Source organism: Streptomyces griseochromogenes (assembly GCF_001542625.1).
Lineage (GTDB): Bacteria > Actinomycetota > Actinomycetes > Streptomycetales > Streptomycetaceae > Streptomyces > Streptomyces griseochromogenes.
Map to the genome: position 1 here is coordinate 1,429,198 of NZ_CP016279.1, position 26,493 is coordinate 1,455,690.

The following is a 26,493-nucleotide window of genomic DNA, read 5'->3' on the forward strand; positions in this document are numbered from 1 at the left end:
TGCCGCGCGATCCGCCGACCGGAGAGTTATGGTCGGCGGATGACGAGTCCTCCCGGAGGAAGTGATCAGGACGGCTCCACCAGGGAGCCCCAGCCTTTCGTGTGCGCACGCTGCGGCATCCCCGCCGGTGACTCCCAGCCGGCCACCTGGACCTGCTCCGTGGAGAACGGCACTCGTCAGTACTTCTGCGACGTGTGCTCCCGGCAGAATCTGAGGGCGATCGAGGGGCGGTTGGATTCCGCCTGGTGGTGAGAACGATTCTCAGAGGGGCCCCCTCCCCCCTCCCCCTCCCCACCCCGCCCCTCGCAAACTTCAGGCAGCCACAGACTCCATGGCAACCCGGACTCCATGGCAACCGGACTCCCCGGAAGCGCCGGACTCCATCAGCCCCGGAACGTCACCTCGGCCCCCGGTTCACGCCTCCGCCGCTGGTTCCTCCTCGATCGAGTCGGCTTCGGGGACGAATCCCGGGAGCCATTCCTCCAGTTCCTCTCGCAGCCGTACCGAGGCTCCCAGCTGGCACAGCACGCCGATCGTGCTCAGCGTCACCCGGTGTATCAGCAGATAGGCCGGCGGCAGGTTGAGCCTCTTGCCCAGCTGGTAGGCGGGGGAGCGGGGGTCGGCGATGCGGGCGGCCTGGCTGCGCATCCAGGAGCGGGTGAAGGTGAACGCCTCGACCCGGGCCGGTTCGATGATCGGCAACAGGTAGTCGAGGACCGCGTCGGGGTCGAGCTCGATGGATTCCTTGACGAATCCCTCCGTGCACAAGAGCTCGTAGACCGTGTCCGCCTCGCCGTCCAGGGTCATCCGCAGCGAGATGCCGATCGGTGTCGGCAGGCCGCCCGGGAGCCGGTCGACCGTGCCGAAGTCCAGGACGCCCAGGCGCCAGTCCTCATCGCCGTCCGGGCCGCCGGGCAGCAGCCGGAAGTTGCCCGGGTGCGGATCGGCGTGCAGCAGGCCGGTGCGGGCCGGACCCGAGAAGAGGAATCGGGCCAGGAGCTGGCCGGCCCGGTCGCGCTGCTCCTGGGTGCCGTCCGTGATGATCTCCGACAGCGGTATGCCCTCGATCCACTCCGTGACCAGGACCTGTTCGCTCTGGTGCACCACGGCGGGGACCACCACGTCAGGGTCGTCCGCGAACTCCTGCGCGTGCGCGTCCTGGGCCTGTGCCTCCAGCGCGTAGTCCAGCTCCTCCGAGACTCGGTCCCGCATCTCGGCGATCAGCGGCTTGATGTCCATGCCGGGGATGAGCGGCCCCAACAGGCGGGCGAACCGGCTCAGTTGGCTCAGGTCGGACAGCAGGGCCTCGCCCGCGCCCGGGTACTGCACCTTGACCGCCACCTCACGGCCGTCGTGCCACACCGCCCGGTGGACCTGTCCGATGGAGGCCGCGGCCGCCGGCTTGTCCTCGAATTCCAGGAACAGGTCACGCCAGCCCGCCCCCAGCCGTTCCCCGAGCACCGTGTGCACCGTGCGGGTCGGCATCGGCGGTGCCGCTTCCTGGAGTCTGGTCAGGGCCGCGCGGTAGGGGCCGGCGACCTCCTCGGGCAGGGCGGACTCGAAGACGGAGAGGGCCTGCCCGAACTTCATGGCACCGCCCTTGAGCTCCCCGAGAACCTTGAACAGCTGCTCAGCCGTGCGCTGTTGCAGTTCCCGGCCGACGATCTCCGCGGACTCGCCCACGATCCGCTTGCCCAGCCCCCAGGTCGCCCGGCCGGCGAAGCCGAGCGGGAGCGCGGCGAGCTTGGCGGTACGGGTGACCGCCTTCCGGGGAAGATCAGACATGCGCCCTCCAAGTCCCAGTCGGCCGCGCCGCGCCTGCCTCGCGTCGTCGCTCCGTCGACGGCCGTTGCGCCTCCATTGTGGCGCGTGGCTCCCCGCTGGTTGAGGCGTGCTCCCCCTTACCTTTCTCCACCGCCCCGCACTCGCATTTCGGGTGTGGCCACACGGGCCGGGAGTTCCAGTTCAGGCCGGGCAGGGACGCCTCCCAGCGTGCGCCCGTGCTGGACGGCGAGCCTCCGTCGAGGAAGGCCAGGGCGTGTGCGGCGGCCAGTCCCGCCACCGCCGTGGCGAGGGCCAGGTCGCAGGAGGCGACCTGGCGGGCCTTTCCGGAACGCCACTGGGCGACCAGGCGGGGCCAGACCGGGTCCCGGTCGGTGCGGCCGTGGTGCAGACAGCCGGCGCAACTCGTCTCGCCGGGCAGGACGAGCGGGCCGACGACGCCGGTCGCCTCCGCGACCCCCGCATAGAGGTGGGGTGTTCCGGAGGCCAGGAGCGGTTCGGCGGCGAACGGGTCCGGTGCGTGCACGGCGACGTCGTCCCGTGGGGCGAGGATCACCAGGGAGAGTCCCGGGTTCTCCGTGCTGCCGGGGGAGGAGTGGGTGCGGCGTGGCGGGCGGTCCGGTGCGGCGCGGCGGACGGCTGCCCGGGCCGCGTCCGCCCGGCGCTCGCGGACCGACTCGGCGGGCAGCCCGCCCGGGGCCACGTCCCACGGTTCCACGCGTCCCACATCGCGTACGTCGACTTCGCCCACCCCCGCGCCGGACAGCACCGAGGCGAGTATGGTCCCGACCCGTCCCGCGCCCCGTACCTGTACGCGCAGGGAGCGGCGGGCGGCGAGCCGGCCGAGTGCGCTGCCGGGCTCGGGGGTGGTCAGGGAGAGCGAGGCGAGGTCGGGGCGCAGCCGCTCCAAGACGTCTTGTCTTTCCCGCAGCGCGTCCGCGGCTGGTCCGCCGCCGCGTGTGTCGTCGATCAGGCCCGCGTGGGCCAGTCGCTCCACCAGTGTGTCGACATGGCCGTCCGGCAGGTCCATGTGCCGGCCCTCCTCGCGCAGCAGGGGCAGTCCCCGGGTGCCGTTGAGCAGGTCCAGGAAGCTGCCCGTGGCGGTGTCCACCGGGCCCAGTGTCATCGCGTGCGCCGGAGTCATGCCGAACTGCACGGTGTTGAGGTCGCGCCAGCCGCGTCGTAGCGCGGGCTTCACCATCGGATGCATGACAGGCCCCCGTATCCGTCGAATTCACCCGGAACATCCGGTGAGTCATCGGTGTCGTACGTTGTCGGTGGAGTCGGCCGTGCTCTGCCGACGCCTGCCAGCATGCCGGGCGGTGGTGGCGGGTGGGGGAGGTTGTCCACAGGCCGGGGGTATTCGTCGTACAAATCGGCCATGGCGGCCGGGCATATCGGTCGTACAAATCAAACGCATGGTGGGCATCGGCTTCGAACCGTCCCGGAGCCGGGACTTCGGCCTTGCCCAGCGGGTAACGTCGGGGCGTGCCCGCCGACCCACTGCACCGCGCCGGACAGTCACAGCGCAGCACGACGAGCCAGCCGCCGAGCGGCTCAAAGGCGAGCGCGATCGAGGTCCGCAGGAGTGCCCGGCGCCGCCGGACGGTCTCCGCGTACCGTGAGGGCGATCGCACCGTCGTGCTCATCCCCGCCCGGATGTCCGAGGCGGAGGAGCAGCGCTGGGTGACCGTCATGCTCGACAAACTGGCCGCCCAGGAGAGCAGGCGGGTGCTGGGCGATGCCGAGCTGACCGAGCGGGCCGAGCGGCTGTCGGCCCAGTACTTCGACGGCCGGGCGCGCCCCGCCTCTGTGCGCTGGGTCACCAACCAGAACACCCGCTGGGGTTCGTGCACTCCGGCCGAGGGGAGCATCCGTCTCTCGCACCGGCTGCAGGGGATGCCGGAGTACGTCGTCGACTACGTCCTCTGCCATGAGCTGGCGCATCTGCTGGTGCCCGGTCACGGGCCCGATTTCTGGCGGCTGCTGGAATCCTATCCGCGCACCGAGCGGGCCCGCGGTTATCTCGAAGGGGTGGTGGCCGCCGACCGGCTGCCGCATGTGCCCGGTGCCCGGGGTGGGTGAACGGCTGCCCGTGTGAGTGGCGGGGCGCGGTTGTGTACCGGGTCTGTACCGGCTGCGTCCGATGTCGGTGTTTGCCGTTAGCCTGGCGCGACGCACTCACATTCGGGATGGGGGACGGTCGTAACGCATGGCCAGGGAATTCCAACGCGGCCACAAGGCCAGGGTCAGTGATCTCACGGCGGGCACGGATCTGTACGTAGGCGTGCAGATCTCCGCTCCTGGACTGACCTTCGACATCAGCTGCTTCGGTCTGGACGCCGACGAGCGCCTTTCGGACGACCGGTACTTCGTCTTCTTCAACCAGCCGAAGTCCCCTGAGGAGTCCATCCAGTTGCTGGGCGCCCAGGCGGGCGATACGGAGTCGTTCCGGGTCACGCTGGACCGGATCCCCTCCCAGATCCGCAAGCTCTCCTTCACGGCGACCCTCGACGGCACCGGGCAGATGTCGCAGATCAGTCCCGGATACCTGCGCATTGTGGCCGGTGGCGAAGAGGTCGCCCGCTACTCCTTCAACGGCTCGGAGTTCTCCACCGAGCGGGCCGTGATGCTCGGTGACTTCTACTTCAAGGACGTATGGCGGTTCGCCGCGGTCGGTCAGGGCTTCGACGGCGGTCTGGAGGCGCTGCTGAAGAACTTCGGCGGAGAGGTGCTGGAGGAGGAGGCGCCCGCCGCCCCGCAGCAGCCGCAGACCGCCGCCGCTCCCGGCTTCGCACCGCCCGCATTCGGCGCCCCGGCGGCACCCGCGCCCGCACCTGCACCTGCACCCGCCCCTGTTCCGGCGCCCGCTCCGGCTCCTGCCGAGCAGTCCGCCGCCCAGGGCTTCGCCTCGCCGCCCGGAGCCACACCGCCCGGAATCACCCCGCCTCCGGCCCCGGCGCCCGCGCCGAACGTGCACGCGGCCCCGACGGTCATCGCCCCTCTGGCCCCGCCCGCCGGCGGCACGGTCCATCCGCCGGCCCCGGCGCCCGCGCCCTACGGCCAGCCTCCGCAGCAGCAGCCGTACGGCGGCCAGCCCGGCGCGCCGATGCCTCCGGGCTACGGCCAGCAGCCCTCCTACGGCGGTCAGCCGGGCGCGCCGATGCCTCCGGGCTACGGTCAGCAGCCGCAGTACGGTCAGGTCCCCGGCCAGCAGCCGGCCGCGTACGGAGTGCCGCAGGGCGCCCCCCAGGGCGGTGCCGGTGTGATGGCAGCGCTCCAGGCGTTCAAGGAGACGCCCACCGGGCAGCGCTGGACGCAGCAGAACAAGAAGCTCATCCGGGTCGACCTCGGCATCGGCGGGCAGCCGGTGCTGGCCCGGCAGGGCAGTATGGTGCTCTACCAGGGCAAGGTCGACTTCAGCTACAAGGGCGCCGGGTTCGCCGGGCGGATCGTCGGCAGCGCGACCGGCCAGGAGATGCAGCTGATGCGCTGCACCGGCAACGGCCAGGTGTTCCTCGCCGAGAACTCCACCCATCTGCACCCCATCGAGCTGCAGGGCGACGCGATCTGCGTCTCCGCCGAAAGCGTCCTCGCCTTCGACGAGAGCCTCCAGCACGAGATCCGCCGCATCGAGGGGCACGGCATCCCGGGCGGCGCGCTGTTCACCATGCAGTTCCAGGGCACCGGAACGATCGTCGTCAAGACGCACGGCACACCTGTCGTGCTGCCCGTGACACCCACGACCTTCGCCGACTGCAACGCGGTGGTCGCCTGGTCGGCCGCCTCCCAGGTGATCGTCTCCAGCCAGGTGCGGATGCGCCGCAACGCCTACCCGGGCGACACCGGGGAGAGCGTCAACCTCCAGTTCCGGGGCGCGCCCGGGAACTTCATCGTCGTCCAGCCCTACGAGGTCTGAGGGAGCCCGTCATGAACCAGCCGCTCGCGGGCTACGCCCCCGCACCCATCACCGCCCGCATGGAGAACCACGGCAGCCACATGCTGAAGGTCGCCATGCAGACCGGAAACGACCTCCTCGCGCGCGTGGGGTCGATGGTCGCCTACGAAGGCTTCATCCAGTACGAGCCCAACCCGCCGGCCGTCCGCCAGATCGCCCGCGACTGGATCACCGGCGAGGGCGCGCCGCTGATGAAGTGCACCGGCGACGGCCTGCTCTACCTCGCCGACTACGGCGCGAACGTCGTCGTGATCAACCTCAACGGCGACGGCATCTCCGTCAACGCCACCAACCTGCTCGCCTTCGACGCGCACCTTCAGTGGGGCGTCGAGCGCGTCAAGGGGCTCGCCAAGTTCGCCGGGCAGGGCCTGTGGAACACGAAGATCTCCGGGCAGGGCTGGGTCGCGCTGACCTCCCGGGGCAAGCCGATCGTCGTCGACTGCGGAGGCGGTGAGGACGAGACCTACGTCGACCCCGACGCGCTCGTCGCCTGGTCCCCGAACCTGAAGGTGAAGGGCAAGCGCAGCTTCAAGGCGCAGTCACTGATCGGCCGGGGCAGCGGCGAGGCCTACCAGATGGCCTTCTCCGGCCAGGGCATCGTCGTCGTCCAGCCCAGCGAGGACAGCACCGACCGCATCCGGATCCGGGGCTGAGGGGGAGCCAGAAACACCATGCAGAGCCCGCTTTTCGCGCACAACGACCTCCAGACGCAAGAGCGCTGGAGCATGCAGAACGCGCAGATGCTCCGCGTCACCCTGGAGGGGCACGACGACATCCTCGCCCGCAAGGGCACCATGATCGCCTACCAGGGTCTCGTGGAGTTCGACGCCGAGTACCGCAGCAACAACCAGGCACGCGCGCGTGCGCACACCGGCGAGGGTCTGGACCTGATGCGCTGCCACGGGCAGGGCACGGTCTACCTCGCCAACCTCGCCCAGCACGTGCACGTCATGGACGTCGAGCAGGACGGGCTGACGGTCGACAGCAGCTACGTCCTCGCCATGGACTCCTCGCTGCACCACGAGGTCATCGCCGTCGACAGCCTCTACGGCATCTCCGGGTCCGGGAAGTACCAGCTCAACATCACCGGGCGCGGCAAGGTGGCCCTGATGACCTCGGGCGCGCCGCTGCTGATGCAGGTCACGCCCGACAAGTACGTCAACTGCGACGCCGACGCGATCGTCGCCTGGTCCACGGGGCTGCGTGTGCAGATGCAGGCCCAGACGCACTCCTCGGGGGTGTGGCGGCGGCGCGGCAACACCGGTGAGGGCTGGGAGCTGAGCTTCATGGGCTCCGGGTTCGCGCTCGTGCAGCCCAGCGAGCTGCTGCCGCCGCAGAACGCGGTGATCGGCCAGGGCCTCGCCGCACAGTTCGGCATGGGGCAGCAGGGGGCGCGCGGTCAGAACCAGGGCAACGTCTGGAGCTGACCGTCCGGAAGACAAACGTAGGGGGCGGCCGCCCCCTGCACGTTCAGAGCCTGGCTCGGGTCGCGTCCAGTAGGCGTACGACCGACTCGTCGGCCACGTCCGGCACCTCGTCGTAGGCGAACCAGCGCACGTCCAGCGACTCGTCGCTGATCACATGCTGGGCGTCGCGCGGGGCCAGCGCCGCGTACTGCACGTCGAAGTGCCAGTGGCAGGGCGCGGGGATCGGGTGCCGGTCCAGGCGCACCGGACCGCCGGACAGCAGCGTCAGCCCCGGGACGCCGGACTCCTCGGTCGCCTCGCGCAGGGCCGCCGCGGCCACCGAGACGTCGCCCTGCTCGCAGTGGCCGCCCATCTGCAGCCACATCCGCAGCTTCTTGTGCAGCGTGAGCAGCACCCGGCCGCGCTCGGGGTCGATGACCAGCGCACTCGCCGTGATGTGGCCCGCGTGGCAGGCCTTCCACATGGCGTCCGGGTGGGCCGCCAGATGGTCCAGATAGGCCTGGCGCAGGTCTTCCTGGTCCTCGTAGCCCTTCAGCACGAGGACCGCGTCGTCGTGAAGGCTCACTCGGCGTCGTCGCCCTTGGACTCGTCGTCCTTCTTCAGGTTCGGCTTCTCGCCGGAGCCGCTCGCCGCCTCGCCGAGCATCTTGTCCAGCTCGGAGAAGTCCAGCTGCTCGCGGTGGACGAAGCCGTCCGGGTCGTCCAGGTCGGTGGCGGTCGGCAGCATGTCCGGGTGGGCCCACAGGGCGTCCCGGCCGTCGACCCCGCGCGCGTCCGTGAGCGAGGCCCACAGACGGGAGGCGTCGCGCAGCCGGCGCGGGCGCAGCTCCAGGCCGATCAGCGTGGCGAACGTCTGTTCCGCCGGGCCGCCGGTGGCGCGGCGGCGGCGCAGGGTCTCACGCAGCGCGTCCGCGGACGACAGACGCGGCTTCGCGGCCGCGTGGACCACCGCGTCCACCCAGCCCTCGACGAGCGCCAGCGCGGTCTCCAGACGGGCCAGGGCCGCCTTCTGCTCCGGCGTGTCCTCCGGCTGGAACATGCCCTGCTGCAGGGCGTCCTGCAGCTGCTCCGGGTTCTGCGGGTCGAACTGGCCGACCACGTCCTCCAGCTTGGCCGTGTCGACCTTGATCCCGCGCGCGTACCCGTCGACCGCGCCGAACAGGTGCGAGCGCAGCCACGGCACATGCGCGAACAGGCGCTGGTGGGCGGCCTCGCGCAGGGCCAGATAGAGCCGGACCTCCTCCTTCGGCACACCGAGGTCCTTGCCGAACGCCTCCACGTTGGCGGGGAGCAGCGCCGCCTTGCCGACCGGGCCCAGCGGCAGGCCGATGTCGGTCGAGCCGACGACCTCGCCCGCCAGCACGCCCACGGCCTGCCCGATCTGCGTGCCGAACATGGCGCCGCCCATCGAGCGCATCATGCCGATCAGCGGGCCCGCCATGGCCTGCATCTCCTCCGGCAGGACGTCGCCCATCGCCGCGCCGACCCGCTCGGCGACCGGGTCGACCAGCTCCTGCCACGCGGGCAGCGTCGCCTCGACCCACTCGGCGCGCGACCAGGCCACCGCCGATGCGGCGCCCGACGGCAGGGACGTCGCATCGTCCAGCCACAGATCGGCCAGGCGCACGGCCTCCTCGACAGCGGAGCGCTCGGCGGTGCCGACGCTCGCGTCCTTGACGCCGTCCTGGGTGCCCTGGGCGACCGTCTGACGGGCGATCTGCTTGGCCATGTCCCAGTTCACCGGGCCGCCCTCGTAGGAGAGCATCTGGCCCAGCTGCTGGAACGCGGCGCCCAGGTCGGTGGGGTTCAGAGAACCGAACATGGCCGCGAGCGGATTGTCGGCGCCGGGGCCGCCAAAGCCTCCGGCCCCGGGCAGCCCGAAACCGAACGGGTTGGCCGGTCCCTGCCCACCACCGCTCTGCTGGTCCTTCTCCTTGCCCTCGTCGCCGTCTTCCGGCTCCTCCGGCGGAAGGCCGAATCCGAATGGGGTGTCACTCACGGGATTCCTCGGCTGGTAAGGCCACCGGATCTCTCCGGCGGCGCGGCTGCCCGACATCACCACCCAGCGTAGACACCCGAACCCGATCGGGCCTCGGTGCTTCGCCCACGCAAGGGCTGCGGCAGGATGGATGCACCTGGTACGCACGCGTCACTCGCGCCCGTACTGAAGACAACCTCTGGAGACGCCCGGTGAGTTCCCCAGATCCGCAGGTTCGCGCAGCGCGAAACCTTTCAACCCCTCCTGCCGTGCGCGGGCCCGTCGTCGCGGTCACCGGTGCCGCGACCGGAGTCGGTGCCCTGCTCACCGAGAGGCTCGCCGCCTGCGAGGAGATCAAGCAGGTCATCGCCATCGACGAGCGGCGCGGGGAGTGCGCCGACGCGCAGTGGCACATCCTCGACGTGCGCGACCCGGCGATCGCGGACAAGCTGCGGGGCGCGGATGTGGTGGTGCATCTCGCCCTCGACCTGGACCTCGGCAGCGACGCCGCCGCTCGTACCGCTTACAACGTACGGGGGACGCAGACCGTGCTGACCGCGGCCGCGGCCGCCGGGGTGCACCGGGTCGTGCTGTGCACGTCCTCGATGGTCTACGGAGCGCTGCCGGACAACGAGCTGCCCCTGTCGGAGGACGCGGAGCTGCGAGCCACGGCCGAGGCCACCGGGGTCGGGGATCTGCTGGAGATCGAGCGGCTGGCGCGGCGCGCACCGCGCGCGCATCCGGGGCTGAACGTCACCGTCGTGCGCCCCGCCGTGCTGGTCGGCGGCACGGACACCGCGCTGACCAGGTACTTCGAGTCTCCTCGGCTGCTGGTGGTCGCCGGGTCGCGGCCGGCCTGGCAGTTCTGTCACGTCGAGGATCTGTGCAGTGCCCTGGAGTACGCCGTCCTGGAGAAGGTCGACGGGGAGCTCGCCGTGGGCTGTGACGGGTGGCTGGAGCAGGAGGAGGTCGAGGAGCTGAGCGGGATCCGGCGGATGGAGCTGCCGTCGGCGGTCGCGCTGGGCGCCGCGGCCCGGCTGCACCGGATCGGCCTCACTCCGTCTCCGGCCGGGGATCTGGCGTACACGATGTACCCCTGGGTGGTCAGCGGGAGCCGGTTGCACGATGCCGGGTGGCGGCCGGGGTGGACCAATGAGGAGGTGCTGGCCGAGCTGCTGGAGGAGGCTTCCGGGCGGCACACGGTGGCCGGACGGCGGCTGGGGCGGAAGGACGCGACGGCGGCCGGGGCCGCGGGGGCGACGGTGGCGCTGCTGGGTGCCGCCGCTGTCGTACGGCGGGCTCGGAAGGCCCGGCGACGACTCTGAGCACCGGATCCGCCCCTTGCCCCTCCCGCCGAGGGGCTCCGCCCCTCCATGTGGCTGTAGGAGACTCCAAACCGCGCCGTGCGTGTGCCTGGTGAAAGTCGTATTCCGGGATGTCGGAGGCGTGCGGCACCATGGGGGCATGGCACCCATGAACGATCACCCCGGTGAGCAGGCGGCGCGGGATCCCATCAAGCTGATCGGTATCCGGGAGACCGCGCTGTCCGTGGACGAGGTCTTCCGGGCCGTCGGGGACGACGCCGCCGGTGGTGTCGCACTGTTCGTGGGGACCGTGCGGAACCACGACTCGGGTGCCGACGTCGATGCGCTCGGGTACTCCTGCCATCCCAGCGCCGAAGCCGAGATGAGGCGGATCGCCGAGAAGGTCGTCGCCGAGTATCCGGTGCGGGCGCTGGCCGCCGTCCACCGCGTGGGCGACCTCGCCGTCGGCGACCTCGCCGTCGTCGTCGGGGTGTCGTGCCCCCACCGCGGCGAGGCCTTCGAGGCGTGCCGCAAGCTCATCGACGACCTGAAGCACGAGGTGCCCATCTGGAAGCACCAGAAGTTCTCCGACGGGACCGAGGAATGGGTCGGGGCCGGCACCTGCTGACGGCGGTCGCACCTTCCCTCACCTTCGGCCCATCACCCACTCCGGTTGCGTAACCACCCCCCTCGCGTGAGCGTTGTCAGAGCGAATGGTTAATCTGCTGATCAGTCGGTTGCGGACGCTCATGGGGTTGGGAGGTCGGCATGGCGGCGCTCGCCTGGTTGCTGATACCGCTGATCGCGGCGGTCGGTGCCGGTCTGTGGGGCAGCTGGGCCAATCGGACACGGAAGACACGCGGCGACGGACCCGAACTGGACGGGTACGCGCGATTCCGCGAGGCCATGGAGAAGTCCCCTCCGGGTGCGCGCGGCGCCTGACGGGGGTGGCCCTGACGGTGCGCTGACAGAGGCGTCCCGTACTGTCGTGGCATGCCACGCCGCACCGCGACGATGCTCGCCTCCACCCTGATGCTGATCGCGCTCCTGTGCGCGGGAGTTCTCATCCCCGTGCCGTACTCGGAGATGTCCCCGGGGCCGACCGTGAACACGCTCGGGGAGCACGGGGGCGAGCCGGTGCTGCAGATCTCGGGGCACAAGACCTACCCGACGGACGGGCATCTGAACATGACGACCGTCCGGGTCACCAGCGCCGACTTCCGGATGAACCTGGTCGAGGCCGTCTACGGCTGGCTGGCGCGCGACAGCAAGATCGTGCCGCATGACACCCTCTACCCGGACGGCAAGACGGAGGAGCAGTCCACCCAGGAGAACGCCGAGGAGTTCAGCCAGTCCCAGGAGAGTGCCAAGGTCGCCGCCCTGAAGGAGCTGGGCGTCCCGGTGAAGTCCTGGGTGATCGTCTCCACCGTCGTCAAGAACTCCCCGGCCGAGGGCAGGCTGCACGCCGGCGATGTGATCAAGGCCGTGGACGGTGCGGCGGTCAAGCAGCCGTCCGATGTCGCCAAGCTCGTCACCAAGCACAAGCCGGGTCAGAACGTCGTCTTCACCGTCGTCCCCGCCAAGGAGCAGGCCGCCGCCGAGAAGGAGCACAGGACGGCGACCAAGACGCAGGACGTCACCCTCACGACCAAGACCTCCGACGACACCGGCGCCAAGCGGGCCATCGTCGGGATCTCCGCCGGGACCGATCACACCTTCCCGTTCGGCATCGACATCAAGCTCGCCGATGTCGGCGGCCCCAGCGCCGGTTTGATGTTCGCGCTCGGCATCTACGACAAGCTCACCCCGGGGAGCCTCACCGGCGGGAAGTTCGTCGCCGGCACCGGCACCATCGACGACAAAGGCACGGTCGGGCCGATCGGCGGCATCGAGATGAAGACGGTCGGCGCGCGCGGCAAGGGCGCCCAGTACTTCCTGACGCCCGCCGACAACTGCGCGGCCGCCGCCAAGGACACCCCGAGCGGGCTCACCCTGGTCAAGGTCAAGACCATCGGCGACGCCCTCGGCGCGCTCAAGGACATCCGCAGCGGGGACACCGCCGCCCTGCCGAAGTGCACCACCAAGGGCTGACCGGCAGACCCGTCGCACGCGGCTGGGGGCGCCCCCGAAGGCAGGGGCGCCCCCATCGCCGTACCGCCGAAGGTCAGTCCTCGAAGGTCGCCGCCAGGGCCTCGACCAGATTCGGCACCAGGTCGGGGCCCGTCAGCACCTCCGTCGGGGAGTCCTTCTCGCGCAGGCGCAGCGCCGACTCGCGGCTGCCGTCGCGCAGGACCGCGACCGTCATACGGACCTCCTGGCGCTCGGGGTGGTTCGCCACCCACTTGGCCAGCTTGGCCTCGCTCAGGCCCTCCGGGACCTGTGCCTCGGCCGACGGAGGCAGCATCAGGCGCTCCACCGTGAGCGCGCAGCCGGCCACCGCGTCCGGCCAGGCGATGGTGCCGAGGAACTCGTCGAGCGGCTTGCCCGTGGGGATCTCGTCCTGCTCGATCGGGGTGAGACCGGTGGTCTCGGGCTCGTCCTGCAGGCCGAGCTGGGTGGCGAGCGAGGGTTCCTGAGCCCGCAGCCGTGCGGTGTCTACAAGGGCGAAAAGGCGAGCGGGCTGGTTCCAGCCGAGGCCGGAGGCGTACTCGTCGATCTCGAGTACGGCCCGGGTGAGCGGGTTCGCTGCCATGGGAGTGTTGGACATGGTCACAATCCTGCCTCGTTCACGGCCGGAACCGGGAACCGAGTAAACCGTCAGTAAGTTGCATAGGTGTGGGCCCGCGATCACGGGGGGCCACGGCGGGCCCGCGAACACGAGGGCCTGACGGATCGACAGCGAACTTCGAGGTGCGCACCTTGGCTTTCCAGATGCCGGACCGCGGCGGAGGCCCGACGGGGCCGCGGATCAGAGCGGGCCGCCCGTCCCGGCGCGCCCGGACCCTGCTCATGACCCTGGGCGTCCTTGCCGTCCTCGGCATGGCGTTCACCATGTTCGCGGGCTTCTGGACGGACTGGCTGTGGTACCGGTCGGTGCACTACTCGTCCGTGTTCACCACCACCCTGTCGACCAAGATCGGGCTGTTCTTCGTCTTCGGCCTGCTGATGGCGCTGGCCGTGGGCTTCAACATCTGGCTCGCGCACCGGCTGCGGCCCCCGTTGAGCGCCATGTCCATGGAGCAGCAGAGCCTGGACCGCTACCGGATGGGCATCGCGCCGTACAAGACGTGGCTGCTGCTCGCCGTCACCTCCCTGGTCGGCCTGATCGCGGGAGCCTCGGCGGCCGGCCAGTGGCGCACCTGGCTGATGTGGGTCAACGGCGTGCCCTTCCACCAGAAGGACCCGCAGTTCCACCTCGACGTCTCCTTCTACGCCTTCGACCTGCCCTGGTACCGGTTCCTGCTGGGCTTCGGCTTCGCCACCGCGATCCTGTGCCTGATCGCCGCCGCGCTCACCCACTACCTGTACGGCGGGCTGCGCGTCACCAGCCCCGGCGCGCGCGCCACCGCCGCCGCGACCGGGCACCTGTCCGTGCTCCTCGGCATCTTCGTGGCGCTCAAGGCGGTCGCGTACTGGCTCGACCGGTACGGCCTCGCCGTCAAGTCCAGCGACTTCAAGGCGACCGGCGACTGGACCGGCCTGCGCTACGTCGACGCCAACGCCTATCTGCCGGCCAAGACGATCCTGTTCTGCATCGCCGTCATCTGCGCGCTGCTGTTCTTCGCCACCCTGTGGCGGCGCACCTGGCAGCTGCCCGTCATCGGCTTCGGCCTGATGGTCCTGTCCGCCATCCTGATCGGCGGCCTGTACCCGGCCATCGTGCAGAAGTTCCAGGTGCAGCCCAACGAGCAGGCCAAGGAAGCCCCGTACGTCCAGAAGAACCTCAAGGCGACCCGCGAGGCGTACGGCATCGACGACACCAAGGTCACCGAGTACGCGGGCAAGTCCGCCACCACGGACAAGACCAAGCTGCGCGACCAGGTCGACGACACGGCCAGCATCCGCATCATGGACCCGAACGTCGTCTCGCCGACGTTCCAGCAGCTCCAGCAGATCCGGAACTACTACGGGTTCCCGACCAACCTCGACGTCGACCGCTACACCAAGGACGGCAGGGACGGTAAGGACGGCAAGGACCAGGACACCGTCATCGGCCTGCGCGAGCTGAACCTGGACGGCATCCCGAAGAACAACTGGATCAACGACCACTTCCGCTACACGCACGGCTACGGCGTGGTCGCCGCCAAGGGCACCGAGGCCGACGACGAGGGCCGCCCGGTCTTCACCGAGAAGAACCTGCCGTCCAAGGGCGACCTCGGCACGTACGAGCAGCGGATCTACTACGGTGAGAAGACCGGCACGTACTCCATCGTCGGCGGTCCCCAGAAGGAGGTCGACTACTCCGACGACCAGGGCGAGAAGACCACCAGCTACACCGGCAAGAGCGGGGTCAACCTCGACAACCCGATCAACCGGGCCGCGTACGCGGTGGCGTTCAACGAGCCGCAGATCCTCTACTCCGGCGCGATCGGCAAGGGCTCGCGGATCCTGTACAACCGCACGCCCAAGGAGCGCGTCGAGGCGGTCGCCCCCTGGCTGACCATTGACGGCGACGCCTACCCGGCCGTGGTGAACCACCGGATCCAGTGGATCGTGGACGCGTACACGACTACGAACGGATACCCGTACGCCTCCCGTACGACCCTCGGTGACACGACCGCCGACTCGCTGACCGCGACCAACAACTCCCGCGCGGTGGTGGCCCAGCAGAACCAGGTCAACTACATCCGCAACTCGGTGAAGGCGACCGTCGACGCGTACACCGGCGAGGTCAAGCTCTACCAGTGGGACACCAAGGACCCGGTGCTGAAGACCTGGATGAAGGCCTTCCCCGGCACGGTGAAGCCCCGCGCGGACATCTCCGGGGACCTGCTGGCGCATCTGCGCTACCCGCAGGACCTGTTCAAGGTCCAGCGAGAGCTGCTCAGCCGCTACCACGTCACGGACGCGCAGACCTTCCTCAGCGGCAGCGAGGTGTGGCAGGTCCCGGACGACCCGACCAACGACTCCGGCAGCGCGGTGCCGCCGTACTACCTGAGCATGAAGATGCCGGACCAGAGCGCCCAGGCGTTCTCGCTGACGACGACGTTCACACCGAACGGGCGGGACAACCTGAGCGCCTTCATGGCCGTCGACTCCGATCCGCGTACGAGCGACTACGGCAAGATCAGAATCCTGAAACTGCCGACCAGCACGACCGTCGACGGGCCCAAACAGGTCCAGAGCCAGTTCAACTCACAGGCCGACATCGCCGAGGCCATCAGCCTGCTGAGCAGAGGCCATTCCAAGGTCGAGTACGGCAATCTGCTGACCGTACCGCTGGACGGCGGCCTGCTGTACGCGGAGCCCGTCTACGTCCGCGGCGGTGAGCTCAAGTACCCATTGCTGCGCAAGGTGTTGGTCACCTACGGGGGCAAGACCGCCTTCGAGGACACCCTGGGCGCGGCGCTCGACAAGGTCTTCGGGGTGAAGGGGTCCACCACACCACCGGACACCGGCACCACCAACCCGCCCGGTTCCGGCAATCCGACGGTCCGGCAGGCGCTGGAAGACGCTCAGAAGGCCTTCGACGCCGGGCAGGAAGCCCTGAAGAAGCCGGACTGGAGCGCGTACGCCAAGGCGCAGGACGATCTGGAAGCCGCGCTCAAGAGGGCCGAAGAAGCGCAGGCCAAGGCCGACAGGACCGGCGCCGGCAGTGACAGGAACGGTGACAGGGACACCAGCAAGGACACCGGTAAGAACACAAGTAAGAACACCGGTTGATCAAGTCGGCTCCGCACCGTGGTACGGTTGCCAGGCAACGGCGCGGGGTGGAGCAGCTCGGTAGCTCGCTGGGCTCATAACCCAGAGGTCGCAGGTTCAAATCCTGTCCCCGCTACTGAAGTCGAAGGCCCGGATCCTGACAGGGATCCGGGCCTTCGTGGTGTGCGAACTCATGTACAGACAGGAGGGACGGCCGCGCCGCCGTGGGGAGTTGGGCGAACTGTGTTTGACTTATCTCTCTGTGGGCATGTCGACAAAACGCTGAAGTGACCTCACGGGCTGCGGTATACCGGGTGTACCCAGGTTGCAGGTGGTGCGACGATGGACGTTATGGGGGACAAGGCAACTCTGTTCGAGACAGGGCGATTTGTGCAGCCTTCGAGTGAGGAGCCGACCCGGGACGAGATGGGCGACATGGGGGAAGCCGCCGACGAAGTACGCCTCAGGCTCGCCGCTCAGGCCGGCGACGCCGAGGCCTCCAGCGTCCTCGGAGCCGTGCTGCTGCGCCGCGGCGACCTCGACGGAGCCGAAGCCCCTCTGCGGGCCGCCACCGCGGCCGGAGACCGGGCCGCCGCCAACAACCTCGGTGTCCTGCTGCACCAGCGCGGCTATGCCGACGAAGCCGCCGGCTGGTGGCGGATCGCCGCCGTCGCGGGCTCGGCGGCCGCCGCGCACGCGCTGGGCCGGCACCACCGCGAGCGCGGGGACGAACCCGCCGCCGAGTACTGGCTGCGCCAGTCCGCCGAGCAGGGCCATGTGCTGGGCGCCTACGCGCTCGCCGACCTGCTGGAGCACCGCGGAGACGCCGGCGCGGAGCACTGGATGCGGGCCGCCGCCGAACGAGGGCACCGCGAGGCCGCCTACCGGCTGGCCCGCGCGCTCGACCGCAGGGCCGCGCACGAGGACGAGGCCGGAGCCGACAACGCTGTCGAGGAGATCGAGCAGTGGTACCGGCAGGCCGCCGCGCGCGGCCACCGGCGGGCCGCGCTGCATCTCGGGGCCATCCTGGAGAAGCGCGGGGACCTGAAGGAGGCCGGCCGCTGGTACCTGACCTCCGCAAAGGACGGCGAGGCACGCGCCGCGTGCGCACTCGGATTCCTGCTGCGGGACGCCGGGGACACCGAGAGCGCGGCCGTGTGGTGGCTCAGGGCCGCGCAGGACGGCGACGGCAACGCGGCCAACGCGCTGGGCGCACTGCACGCCGAACGCGGGGAGACACAGACCGCCGAGCGCTGGTACCGGGCGGCACTGGACGCCGGGGACGACAACGGGGCCTACAACCTCGGGCTGCTCTCCGCCGAGCAGGGCCGCACCGCGCAGGCCGAGCAGTGGTACCGGCGGGCCGCCTACGCCGGGCACCGGGAGGCGGCGAACGCGCTGGCCATCCTGCTGCTCCAGGGCGGCGACACGACCGGTGCCGAGCCGTGGTTCTCCAAGGCGGCCGAGGCCGGGAGCGTGGACGCGGCGTTCAACCTCGGGATCCTGCACGCCGGGCGCGGCGAGGAGGCGGTCGCCCTGCGGTGGTACGAGCGGGCGGCCTCCGCCGGGCACACCGAGGCCGCGCTCCAGGTCGGCATGGCCCTGCTGCGCGAGGGCGACGAGCAGGAGGCCGAGCGGCACCTGCGGTGCGCGGCGGGCGGCGGCAGCGCGGAGGCCGCGTACCGGCTGGCCGCCGTGCTGGACGCGCGCAGGCCGCCGGAGCCCGCGCACGAGCTGGGCGAGATCGTCCACGAGAAGACCGAGTGCGAGGAGTGGTACGAGCGTGCCGCCACCCAGGGGCACCGGCGCGCGCAGGTGCGGGTGGGCATGCTCGCGGCGGCCCGGGGTGACGTGGTCGAGGCGGCGCGGTGGTACCGGGCGGCGGCCGAGGCCGGATCGCGCAACGGAGCGTTCAACCTCGGGCTACTGCTGGCCCGGGAGGGGAGCGAGCCGGAGGCGGCGGTGTGGTGGACCCGTGCCGCCGACGCGGGGCACGGGCGCGCGGCACTTCGGCTGGCCCTCGTCTACGCGCGTCGCGGTGAGCTGGCGGAGGGGCAGAAGTGGGCCGACCGGGCCGTGGCGCTCGGGCCCGCCGAGGTCGCCGAGCGGGCTGAGCGGCTGAGGGACGCGTTGCGAGAGGAACTCTCCGCGTGACGCTGCGCCGGGCTGCGGCGGATTTCTGCCCACTCGTCCGCCCGACTCGGCTGGACGCGAAGTGACCCCGGCCACGCGACCGGCAACGGATTTGCCTCGGCGGACCTCCCTCGCGTAATGTCGTGTTCACCGACGCGGGGTGGAGCAGCTCGGTAGCTCGCTGGGCTCATAACCCAGAGGTCGCAGGTTCAAATCCTGTCCCCGCTACTGAAGGCCGAGGGCCGGAATCCAGAGATGGATTCCGGCCCTCGGTGCGTTCACGGTGGGTTCGAGTTCGAGAATGAAAGCGCAAGAGAACGAAAAAGGGGGCTTACGCCCCCTTCATTGCGATTACGCCTTCGTCACGCGCCAGCGCAGTTCGGGCACAGCCCCCGGTATGTGACCTCGACGTCCGAGACCGTGAAGCCGAAGCGCTCGGTGTCGGGGAGATCGGCGAGCGGGTTGCCCGTGGGGTGCACGTCACGGATCGCGCCGCACTGGGCGCAGACCAGGTGGTGGTGCGGCCGGTGCGCGTTCGGGTCGTACCGCTTGGCGCGCTTGTCGGTGCTGACCTCGAGCACCTCGCCGAGGGAGACCAGCTCACCCAGCGTGTTGTAGACGGTCGCCCGGGAGATCTCGGGCAGCTTCGCGACAGCCCGGGCGTGGACCTCGTCGGCCGTCAGATGGACGTGATCGCCGTCGAGGACCTCAGCCACGACGCGCCGCTGCGCGGTCATCCGCCATCCGCGTCCGCGCAGCCGTTCCAGAAGGTCGCTCATGGAGACCAGCGTAACAGCATGGAGACCAGGTTCCGAATAGGTGTGACTTTGGAATTATAGTTGACTTGGACAAAGTCTAAGTCTCAGAGTGCGGGCGCCGGCACCCGGGCCGGGGCCCAGCAGCGGATGATGTCGCGGACCGAGACGATGCCGACGGGCTCGGCGCGGTCGAGGACGACCAGGTGCCGGAAGCCGCCGTGGGCCATGGCCCGGGCCGCCTCCTCCAGGGTCCAGGTCGGTGCGGCGAAGACGACGTCGGTGGTGGTGTGGGCGTGGGTGCGTTCCGTGTCCGGGTTCTGGCCCAGGCCGACGGAGTTGAGGATGTCGCGTTCGGTGAGGATGCCGATGCCGCCGGCGTCGGGGTCGAGGACCACGGCGGCGCCGACGCGGCGGGCGGACATCAGGGCGGCTGCCTGGCGGAGGGTGTGGGCGGGGCCGACGGTGAGGATCACGGTGCTCATGGCGTCGCGAACGAGCATGGCTGAAGCCACCTCCTACGGATCTCCCGCGCGTGTGGCCCGGCGCCGGAGGCGCCTATGAGGCACTGCACAAGTTCACAAGCGGGGTGGCCTCAGAGTGCCAGGTAAAGCGCAGGTCAACAAGAGGGCGCGCGTGGCCAGTTGAGGGCGCGCCGCGGCTTTCCCGTGCTGCTCAGTAGCGCCCGTATTGAACAGTGCTTCCGCGGGCGGCGGTGTTGCCTCGCCCCCCGCCCGAGAGCCGCATGGTTGCCGTCGATCCTGTTGTCTTTGGTCGTCATCGGCCCCCTCGGACGGCCCGCAGACGGCCCGGCGTCGTAGGTGGGAACGCCCTCTGTCGCGGAGGACGCCCGGGAGCAGAACCTTGGCCGCATGGACCGGACGGCACCGGGACGAGCAAGCTCGGGCGCGGGACCGGCAACCCTGTGAGGCCCGACGGGAACACTTTCGCGTTTGTCAGCAGCGCTTGTCCGAAGCCATGCGCGCTGACCTGGCCGCAAGGGGCTCCGAGCTGCTGCCGATGCCTCAGCGAGGCCGGAGCGGTCGCTGAAGTGTGACGGTTTCCAAGAGGGCTGCGCGGTCTCGGTCAGCCGTCGTTGTCTGCTGTTGTTGGCGTACGCCGACGCGGCCGACATCTCAGCCAGTTCGGAGAACTCCAACTGGCGGCAGGGCTCATCGTCCGGTCGTTCACCTGAGCTTGTAGGCGGCCACCGTCTCGGCCGTGCTCCCGTCCGGCACCGCCACCACCTTGATCGTTCCGCCGGAGCAGCAGAGGTCCCGCCCCAGGGCGATCTTCTCCGCCTCGATCTCACCCCTGTCATTCACCCGGACAAGATGGTGTTCGATCTTGTCCTGCGGCAGCTTGACCCCCTGCCCCGCCTCAAGCCTCACCCAGACATCGGAGCCGGGCTCGAAGCCCTTGCCGCTCAGCACAAAAGATCCGCCGGCCCGTCCGGCCGCCGGCTTGACCGTGATTTCGGACAGCGACGTCCGCGGTATGTCCCTGGACGCGGCCGTCGCTCGACGCGAGGCCGTGGCCTCGGGTTTCAGGCCGCCGCTGGTGGCCCCGGGCCGCGGTGTCCCCGTCATCGCGTCATCCTTGACCCAGTTCGGTACGTTCACGATCAAGGCCACGACGATCGGGACCGCCATGCCGAGCAGAGTCAGTTTCTCGGCCCGCCTCCAGGGTTCCCGGGCGTCCTCTGTCAGCAGGATGTAAGTCGTGAAGTGCCGCCGGGTGACGCAGGTGACCAGGAGGGCGATCACGGAGGCGCAGGTGGCGCTGACCGCTGCCACCCAGCCGACCAGCAGCGACGTCAGCAAGATGGCGGTCACGGCCAGGACCCCTTCCACCGGCAGGCACCAGTCGAGAATGCGCCGTGTGGGGGGCGGCAGGGCTCGGTGCAGCCGTGAGGTGCGACCTTTCAGGATCCCCATGACTTCATGGGAGAAGCCGACGGGGAAATGTTGGCCGCCTCCTTTGGTTGTGATCTTGATACGGTCCGGCTTGGCCTCGAAGAAGAAGGACTTGTGCCCGGCCTTATCAGAGATCGTCAAGTTTCTGACCACTGGTGGCCGACCCGCCTCCTGCCTGACAACATCGAGGCGCGGGTCCTTATAGACCTCACCGTCGGCAGCGGCTATCGAAAACTTGCGGTCTGAAGATGACGGAAACTCACGTTCCACGGCCTCGACGAGACGTTCCAACTGGTCCTTGGAGATCAGACGTCCGGAGAGCTCGCGCGAAACCTCACGCGCCATTGAACCGTTGAACCCTTCGCTCGTATCGCCCGTATGACGAGTTCGAGTGGCATCCCCGGGTGGGAGGACTCACCGGGTGGCGCACTCGTAGAAGTACTCGCGGAGGCGCAGAACGTGGGCCGCCTTGAGTTAAGAGCGAGGTTAGTGCATTCGGGCCGACTTGGTGGCCCCACCTACATCATCGGCATGGCAACATATCGAGACTTCGCGACAGTTTGCATCAGGCACACAAATCTATGGCCAAAGCAGAATCGTTTATGCGTCCGTTCAAATAAAGCCAAAGGTGACATTCCTCATCGCCACTCTCTCAAGCCCCTCAACGATGTGGCGCAAAAATCAACAATTCCGATCTCTGGGCGCGACACGCCGAGGATTCTCATTCCTCGCCCGAACGGGCTAGCTTGTCCCGCCCGCCGAGAGCCCCTGGGAGTCTGTCGACGACCCCGCCTTCAGTAGCGTCCGTTGACATACCCCAGCAACTCGTCGTGCAGCAGGCCGTTGGACGCGGCCGCGTTGCCGCTGTGCGGGCCCGGGCGGCCGTCGAGGCCGGTGAAGGTGCCGCCGGCCTCGGTGACGATGATCGCGTTGGCGGCCATGTCCCAGAGCGAGAGCTCGGGTTCGGCGCACAGGTCGACGGAGCCCTCGGCGACCATCATGTAGGGCCAGAAGTCGCCGTACGCGCGCGTGCGCCACACTTCGCGGGTGAGGTCGAGGAAGCCGTTGAGGCGGCCCTGCTCCTCCCAGCCGCTGAGCGAGGAGTACGCGAAGGAGGCGTCCGTCAGCTTGCCGACGCCGGAGACGTGGATGCGACTCGCGGAGGACAGGCTGCGGCCCGTGTAGGCGCCGTGGCCCTGCGCGGCCCACCAGCGGCGGCCGAGGGCCGGGGCGGAGACGAGGCCGACGACGGGCTGGAAGCCGCCCTCGCCCGCCTCCATCAAGGAGATGAGCGTCGCCCAGACGGGGACGCCGCGGACGTAGTTCTTGGTGCCGTCGATCGGGTCGATCACCCAGCGGCGGGGGCCCGTGCCCTCGATGCCGTACTCCTCGCCGAGGATGGCGTCCCGGGGGCGGGCGCGCTGGAGCTGGCCGCGGATGAGTTCTTCCGCCGCCTTGTCCGCCTCGCTCACCGGGGTCATGTCCGGCTTCGTCTCCACCTTCAGGTCGAGGGCCTTGAAGCGGGCCATGGTGGCGGCGTCGGCCGCGTCGGCGAGGACGTGGGCTAGACGGAGGTCATCGAGGTAGTCCGGCATGTGACGAACGGTATCTGCACCGGTCGGCATGGTGCTACAGGGAACCTTGGGGGGCGAGTCGGTTGGGCCGGATGGAGGGGGTGTGTCCCGGAGGGGCCGGGTGCGTGGTGGCCGGAGCGCGCCCCCTCGCACGCCCGAGAACCCTTGACAGTGCATGTACGCGCGTCAAATCTGGGCGCAGTGCCGCTTGCCCCAGGGAGGCGATGATGCCTGCAGCCCGGGAGTCCCTACTGGACGCCGCCCATACGGCCCTCGCTCGCCGGCCGTGGTCCGCCGTGCGGATGGTCGACGTGGCCGCGGCGGCCGGTGTGTCCCGGCAGACGCTGTACAACGAGTTCGGGAGCAAGGACGGGCTGGCCCGGGCGCTGGTGCGACGGGAGGCCGACGGGTATCTCGCCGGGGTCGATCGGGCGCTCGCCACGCACGCCGACCCGCGCGACCGGCTCACTGCCACCGCCGAGTGGATGGCGTCGGCCGCCCGGGACAACGCGCTGGTGCGGGCCATGCTCACCGGCTGCTGGAGCGAGCGCCTGCCCGCGCCGACGCTCGCCGCCGTGCCGTCCTCCTCCGCCGTTCCCGCGCAGCGCAGGGCGGACGGGCCGCTGCCCTCGCCCGGCGACTTCGTGCGGATCGTGCGGGACCGGGCGGTGACGGTACTGCGCGGAACCGACACGGTGAAGCCCGGCGGTGCCGAGCTCGCGCGTTCCTGTGAGTACGTCGTGCGGCTCGCGCTGTCCTGTGTGGCCGCGCCGCCGGGGGAGGGGGGCATCGCCGAGCTGGTACGAGAAGCGCTCCCCGGACAGCTGATCTGACACGTCGTGCCGCTCGAAGTCGGCGGCGTGGCGGTGGACTTCGGCGGCGGAGCACTCGTACGGGGCTTCACCCCCACGCTGGAGCGGCCGGAGTGGCCGGAGAGAGGTGAAGCCCCCGGCCTGGTCGCCGAGTCGGGGCCCCGTCGGTCGACCACGTTCTCCGAACCGCTCGAACTCGCCGTACCTGAAGGGGAGTCGGGGCCGTCTAGTGGGTCGATCCGGACAACTGCAGGCCGATCACACCGACGATGACCAAGGAGATCGACACGATCTTCAGCGTCGACACCAGGTCACCGAGGAAGACCATGCCGTAGATCGCCGTGCCCGCCGCGCCGATCCCGGTCCACACGGCATACGCGGGGCCGACGTCGAGCTTCTTCAGCGAGAGGGTCAGCAGGCCGAAGCTGCCGAGCGCGAAGGTGGCGAAGGCGAACGTCGGCCACAGGCGGGTGAACCCGTGCGAGAGCTTCAGGCACACGGCGAAACCGGTCTCCAGAATCCCGGCCACGATGACCAGCAGCCACGCCATGCGCTGTCCTCCCGTAGGTCCGGATCACCGGCTCGGTGCGATTATGCACTTACCGGACTCGGGCCCCCGCAAACAACGCGGTGCTCAGTCGCCTTCCTTGCGCTCCCGCGTGGCCAGCAGCCGGCGCAGCGAGTACAGCCGCGACGGGTCCGCGTGACCCTCTTCCACCCACGCGTCCAGCGCGCAGTCCGGCTCGTCGTGACTGCACGCGCGCGGGCAGCCCTCCGTGCCCGGTTCCAGGTCCGGGAAGGCGTGGATCACCCGGGACGGGTCGATGTGCGCGAGGCCGAAGGACCGTACGCCGGGGGTGTCGATGACCCAGCCGTCCGTGGTGGTCAGGGGGAGGGCGAGCGCCGAGGTGGTGGTGTGGCGGCCGCGGCCGGTCACCGCGTTGACGTGGCCCGTCGTACGGCGGCGGTCCTCCGGGACCAGCGCGTTGACCAGGGTCGTCTTGCCCACGCCCGAGTGACCCACGAAGGCGGTGATCTTGCCGTTCAGGTACTCGCGCACCCGGTCCGCCGCGTCGCCGTTCTCCAGCTCCTCGCGGCTGGTGACGACGTAGGGGATGTCGAGGTGGCCGTACAGCTCCAGCAGCTTGTCCGGCGGGGCCAGGTCCGACTTGGTCATCACCAGCAGCGGCTCCAGACCGCCGTCGTAGGCCGCGACCAGACAGCGGTCGATCAGGCGCGGGCGCGGCTCCGGGTCGGCGAGCGCGGTGACGATCGCCAACTGGTCGGCGTTGGCCACGACCACCCGCTCGTACGGATCGTCGTCATCGGCCGTACGACGCAGCAACGAGCTGCGCTCCTCGATGCGCACGATCCGCGCGAGCGTGTCCTTCTGGCCGGACAGATCGCCGACCAGGGCCACCCGGTCGCCCACCACGGCCGCCTTGCGGCCCAGTTCGCGGGCCTTCATCGCCATGATGGGACGGTCTTCGACCAGGCAGGTCAGTCGGCCCCGGTCGACGGTGAGGACCATGCCCTCGGCCGCGTCCTCGTGCTTGGGCCGGATGTTCGTGCGCGGCCGGTTGCCCTTGCGGTTGGGGCGGCTGCGGATGTCGTCCTCGTCGGTGTGCTTGCCGTAGCGGCGCATGGTCCCAGTCCGCCCGTCAGTTCCCCAGCATCCCGGTCCACAGGTCGGGGAAGTCGGGCAGGGTCTTCGCCGTCGTCGCCACGTTCTCGATCCGCACACCCTCGACCGCCAGGCCGATGATCGCTCCGGCCGTTGCCATACGGTGGTCCTCGTAGGTGTGGAAGACGCCGCCGTGCAGTGCGCGCGGGCGGATGTGCAGGCCGTCGGCCGTCTCGGTGACATCGCCGCCGAGTTCGTTGATCTCCTTGGTGAGCGCGGCCAGCCGGTCCGTCTCGTGCAGCCGCAGGTGGGCCACGCCGCGCAGGGTGGAGGGGGAGTCCGCGAGGGCGGCCACCGCCGCGATCCCCGGGGTCAGCTCGCCCACGTCGCCGAGGTCCACGTCGATGCCGTGGATGGTGCCCGAGCCGGTGAACTCCAGCCCGTACTCGGTCAGTTCGCAGGAACCGCCCATCTCGGTGAAGATCTCCCGCAGCCGGTCACCCGGCTGGGTGGTGCGGGCCGGCCAGTCCGGGATCAGCACCTTGCCGCCGGTGACCAGGGCCGCCGCCAGGAACGGCTGGGCGTTCGACAGGTCCGGCTCGATCGTCAGGTCCCGGCCGAGCAGCGCGCCCGGCGTCACCCGCCAGACGTTGGGCTCGCCGCCCGACTCCGGGGTGTCCACCTGGGCGCCGACCGCGCGCAGCATGTCCACGGTCATCCGGATGTGCGGCATGGAGGGCAGGCTCGCGCCGGTGTGACGCACCTCGACGCCCTGGTTGAACCGCGGGCCGGACAGCAGCAGCGCCGACACGAACTGGGAGGACGAGGAGGCGTCGACCGACACCGGGCCGCCGTCCAGGGCACCGCCGCCGTGCACGGTCAGCGGCAGCGCGCCCCGGCCGTCGTCGTCGATCCGGGCGCCGAGCACACGCAGCGCGTCGATCACGCCGTTCAGCGGGCGCTCGTACGACCGCGGGTCCCCGTCGAACCGGATGGGGCCGTCGGCCAGCGCGGCCACGGGCGGCAGGAAGCGCATCACCGTGCCGGCGTTGCCGACGTCGACCGTGGCCGGACCGCGCAGGCCCGTGGGCAGCACCCGCCAGGCCTCACCGGAGCCGTCCGGGCCCACCCCCTCCTCGATCTCCACGCCCATGGCCCGCAGGGCACCGGCCATCAGCAGCGTGTCGCGGGAGCGCAGCGGGCGGCGCAGCCAGCCGGGCTCGGAGGCCAGGGCGGCGAGCACGAGGGCGCGGTTGGTGACCGACTTGGACCCGGGCACGTGGACCGTCGCGTCGACGGCTCCGCTCGCGTGCGGGGCGGGCCAGAGGGCAGGGGCGGTGTTCGGGGCCATAGGGCAACTTTATAAGCAGGGCCGCGGGGCCGTTCTTCGTCCGCGGCTGAGTGGGGCCCGGCCGCCCCGCCCGGAGTC

At 70.2% G+C, this 26,493-nt stretch carries 24 protein-coding genes and 2 tRNA genes; 14 read left to right on the forward strand and 12 right to left on the reverse strand.

Translation table 11 applies throughout. The annotated features are described in order from the left end of the window. Window positions 1-39: 39 nt before the first annotated feature. Window positions 40-252 (forward strand): hypothetical protein, encoded by a 213-nt coding sequence (locus tag AVL59_RS52015; RefSeq protein WP_159399869.1) that lies wholly within the window; start codon window positions 40-42, stop codon window positions 250-252. Window positions 253-414: 162 nt separating this feature from the next. Here the strand turns inward: AVL59_RS52015 and AVL59_RS06700 are convergent, their stop codons facing one another. Together AVL59_RS06700 and AVL59_RS06705 are read right to left on the reverse strand one after the other, a co-directional pair. Next, window positions 415-1,785 carry an ABC1 kinase family protein gene (locus tag AVL59_RS06700; RefSeq protein WP_067300305.1) on the reverse strand — a complete coding sequence of 457 codons (1,371 nt, stop codon included), beginning with the start codon at window positions 1,783-1,785 and terminating at the stop codon, window positions 415-417. Continuing rightward, window positions 1,778-2,992, reverse strand: a complete 1,215-nt coding sequence (locus AVL59_RS06705) for a TOMM precursor leader peptide-binding protein (protein WP_067300307.1) — start codon at window positions 2,990-2,992, stop codon at window positions 1,778-1,780. Before AVL59_RS06705 ends, AVL59_RS06700 begins: the two co-directional genes overlap by 8 nt. A gap of 278 nt (window positions 2,993-3,270) precedes the next feature. Here AVL59_RS06705 and AVL59_RS06710 point away from each other — a divergent pair, with 278 nt between their 5' ends. The 4 genes from AVL59_RS06710 to AVL59_RS06725 all read left to right on the forward strand — a co-directional run bounded on the left by AVL59_RS06710 (window position 3,271) and on the right by AVL59_RS06725 (window position 7,167). After that, a complete protein-coding gene (locus AVL59_RS06710) occupies window positions 3,271-3,867 on the forward strand; it encodes a M48 metallopeptidase family protein (protein ID WP_067300311.1) in 597 nt (198 codons plus the stop codon). Between the two features lie 127 nt (window positions 3,868-3,994). Continuing rightward, complete coding sequence (locus AVL59_RS06715) at window positions 3,995-5,701, forward strand: TerD family protein (RefSeq protein ID WP_067300313.1); 1,707 nt, start codon at window positions 3,995-3,997, stop codon at window positions 5,699-5,701. An 11-nt stretch (window positions 5,702-5,712) separates the two neighbouring features. Beyond that, window positions 5,713-6,393: an AIM24 family protein gene (locus AVL59_RS06720; RefSeq protein WP_067300314.1), complete on the forward strand. Its 681-nt coding sequence runs from the start codon at window positions 5,713-5,715 to the stop codon at window positions 6,391-6,393. 18 nt (window positions 6,394-6,411) lie between these two features. Next, a complete protein-coding gene (locus AVL59_RS06725; RefSeq protein ID WP_067300316.1) occupies window positions 6,412-7,167 on the forward strand; it encodes an AIM24 family protein in 756 nt (251 codons plus the stop codon). A gap of 43 nt (window positions 7,168-7,210) precedes the next feature. Here the strand turns inward: AVL59_RS06725 and AVL59_RS06730 are convergent, their stop codons facing one another. Beyond that, window positions 7,211-7,732, reverse strand: a complete 522-nt coding sequence (locus AVL59_RS06730) for an NUDIX hydrolase (RefSeq protein WP_067300317.1) — start codon at window positions 7,730-7,732, stop codon at window positions 7,211-7,213. After that, the gene (locus tag AVL59_RS06735; protein WP_067300319.1) at window positions 7,729-9,165 is read right to left on the reverse strand and encodes a zinc-dependent metalloprotease; all 1,437 of its coding nucleotides are present in this window, start codon (window positions 9,163-9,165) and stop codon (window positions 7,729-7,731) included. The genes AVL59_RS06730 and AVL59_RS06735 overlap by 4 nt, the downstream gene beginning before the upstream one ends. Window positions 9,166-9,356: 191 nt before the next feature. Between AVL59_RS06735 and AVL59_RS06740 the strand changes: the two genes are divergently transcribed. From AVL59_RS06740 to AVL59_RS06750, 4 genes are all read left to right on the forward strand, one after another. Next, entirely contained in the window at window positions 9,357-10,469 is a 1,113-nt protein-coding gene (locus AVL59_RS06740; RefSeq protein WP_067300321.1) for an SDR family oxidoreductase, read from the forward strand. Between the two features lie 139 nt (window positions 10,470-10,608). Further along, window positions 10,609-11,076, forward strand: a complete 468-nt coding sequence (locus tag AVL59_RS06745; RefSeq protein WP_067300325.1) for a molybdenum cofactor biosynthesis protein MoaE — start codon at window positions 10,609-10,611, stop codon at window positions 11,074-11,076. A 140-nt stretch (window positions 11,077-11,216) separates the two neighbouring features. After that, window positions 11,217-11,390 (forward strand): hypothetical protein, encoded by a 174-nt coding sequence (locus AVL59_RS53170; protein WP_167549293.1) that lies wholly within the window; start codon window positions 11,217-11,219, stop codon window positions 11,388-11,390. A 51-nt stretch (window positions 11,391-11,441) separates the two neighbouring features. Beyond that, window positions 11,442-12,539, forward strand: coding sequence for a YlbL family protein (locus tag AVL59_RS06750; protein ID WP_208870322.1), 1,098 nt, complete (start codon window positions 11,442-11,444; stop codon window positions 12,537-12,539). Between the two features lie 73 nt (window positions 12,540-12,612). On the opposite strand, the gene AVL59_RS06755 is transcribed toward AVL59_RS06750, so the two are convergent. Continuing rightward, the gene (locus AVL59_RS06755) at window positions 12,613-13,155 is read right to left on the reverse strand and encodes a PPA1309 family protein (RefSeq protein WP_067300327.1); all 543 of its coding nucleotides are present in this window, start codon (window positions 13,153-13,155) and stop codon (window positions 12,613-12,615) included. A 164-nt stretch (window positions 13,156-13,319) separates the two neighbouring features. On the opposite strand from AVL59_RS06755, the gene AVL59_RS06760 reads away from it, so the two are divergent. The 4 genes from AVL59_RS06760 to AVL59_RS06775 all read left to right on the forward strand — a co-directional run bounded on the left by AVL59_RS06760 (window position 13,320) and on the right by AVL59_RS06775 (window position 18,611). Further along, on the forward strand, window positions 13,320-16,271 hold the full coding sequence (locus tag AVL59_RS06760) for a UPF0182 family membrane protein (protein WP_208870579.1): 2,952 nt from the start codon (window positions 13,320-13,322) through the stop codon (window positions 16,269-16,271). Between the two features lie 41 nt (window positions 16,272-16,312). Then, window positions 16,313-16,386: transfer RNA gene (locus AVL59_RS06765), tRNA-Met, on the forward strand. A 206-nt stretch (window positions 16,387-16,592) separates the two neighbouring features. Continuing rightward, a complete protein-coding gene (locus AVL59_RS06770; protein ID WP_208870324.1) occupies window positions 16,593-18,404 on the forward strand; it encodes a tetratricopeptide repeat protein in 1,812 nt (603 codons plus the stop codon). 133 nt (window positions 18,405-18,537) lie between these two features. Further along, window positions 18,538-18,611 (forward strand) — tRNA-Met (locus tag AVL59_RS06775). Window positions 18,612-18,745: 134 nt separating this feature from the next. Here the strand turns inward: AVL59_RS06775 and AVL59_RS06780 are convergent. The 4 genes from AVL59_RS06780 to hisN all read right to left on the reverse strand — a co-directional run bounded on the left by AVL59_RS06780 (window position 18,746) and on the right by hisN (window position 22,649). After that, the gene (locus AVL59_RS06780; protein ID WP_067300331.1) at window positions 18,746-19,162 is read right to left on the reverse strand and encodes a Fur family transcriptional regulator; all 417 of its coding nucleotides are present in this window, start codon (window positions 19,160-19,162) and stop codon (window positions 18,746-18,748) included. A gap of 83 nt (window positions 19,163-19,245) precedes the next feature. Further along, window positions 19,246-19,641 carry a CBS domain-containing protein gene (locus AVL59_RS06785; RefSeq protein WP_067300332.1) on the reverse strand — a complete coding sequence of 132 codons (396 nt, stop codon included), beginning with the start codon at window positions 19,639-19,641 and terminating at the stop codon, window positions 19,246-19,248. Between the two features lie 684 nt (window positions 19,642-20,325). Further along, complete coding sequence (locus AVL59_RS06790; RefSeq protein ID WP_159399870.1) at window positions 20,326-21,399, reverse strand: hypothetical protein; 1,074 nt, start codon at window positions 21,397-21,399, stop codon at window positions 20,326-20,328. A 449-nt stretch (window positions 21,400-21,848) separates the two neighbouring features. Then, window positions 21,849-22,649, reverse strand: a complete 801-nt coding sequence (gene hisN / locus AVL59_RS06795) for a histidinol-phosphatase (RefSeq protein WP_067300334.1) — start codon at window positions 22,647-22,649, stop codon at window positions 21,849-21,851. A gap of 203 nt (window positions 22,650-22,852) precedes the next feature. Here hisN and AVL59_RS06800 point away from each other — a divergent pair, with 203 nt between their 5' ends. Continuing rightward, complete coding sequence (locus AVL59_RS06800) at window positions 22,853-23,461, forward strand: TetR/AcrR family transcriptional regulator (RefSeq protein ID WP_208870325.1); 609 nt, start codon at window positions 22,853-22,855, stop codon at window positions 23,459-23,461. 205 nt (window positions 23,462-23,666) lie between these two features. On the opposite strand, the gene AVL59_RS06805 is transcribed toward AVL59_RS06800, so the two are convergent. The 3 genes from AVL59_RS06805 to aroA all read right to left on the reverse strand — a co-directional run bounded on the left by AVL59_RS06805 (window position 23,667) and on the right by aroA (window position 26,415). Continuing rightward, on the reverse strand, window positions 23,667-23,990 hold the full coding sequence (locus AVL59_RS06805; RefSeq protein ID WP_067300339.1) for a DMT family transporter: 324 nt from the start codon (window positions 23,988-23,990) through the stop codon (window positions 23,667-23,669). An 84-nt stretch (window positions 23,991-24,074) separates the two neighbouring features. Next, on the reverse strand, window positions 24,075-25,085 hold the full coding sequence (rsgA, locus tag AVL59_RS06810) for a ribosome small subunit-dependent GTPase A (protein WP_067300342.1): 1,011 nt from the start codon (window positions 25,083-25,085) through the stop codon (window positions 24,075-24,077). Between the two features lie 16 nt (window positions 25,086-25,101). Then, complete coding sequence (gene aroA / locus AVL59_RS06815; protein ID WP_067300345.1) at window positions 25,102-26,415, reverse strand: 3-phosphoshikimate 1-carboxyvinyltransferase; 1,314 nt, start codon at window positions 26,413-26,415, stop codon at window positions 25,102-25,104. Window positions 26,416-26,493 lie beyond the last annotated feature (78 nt).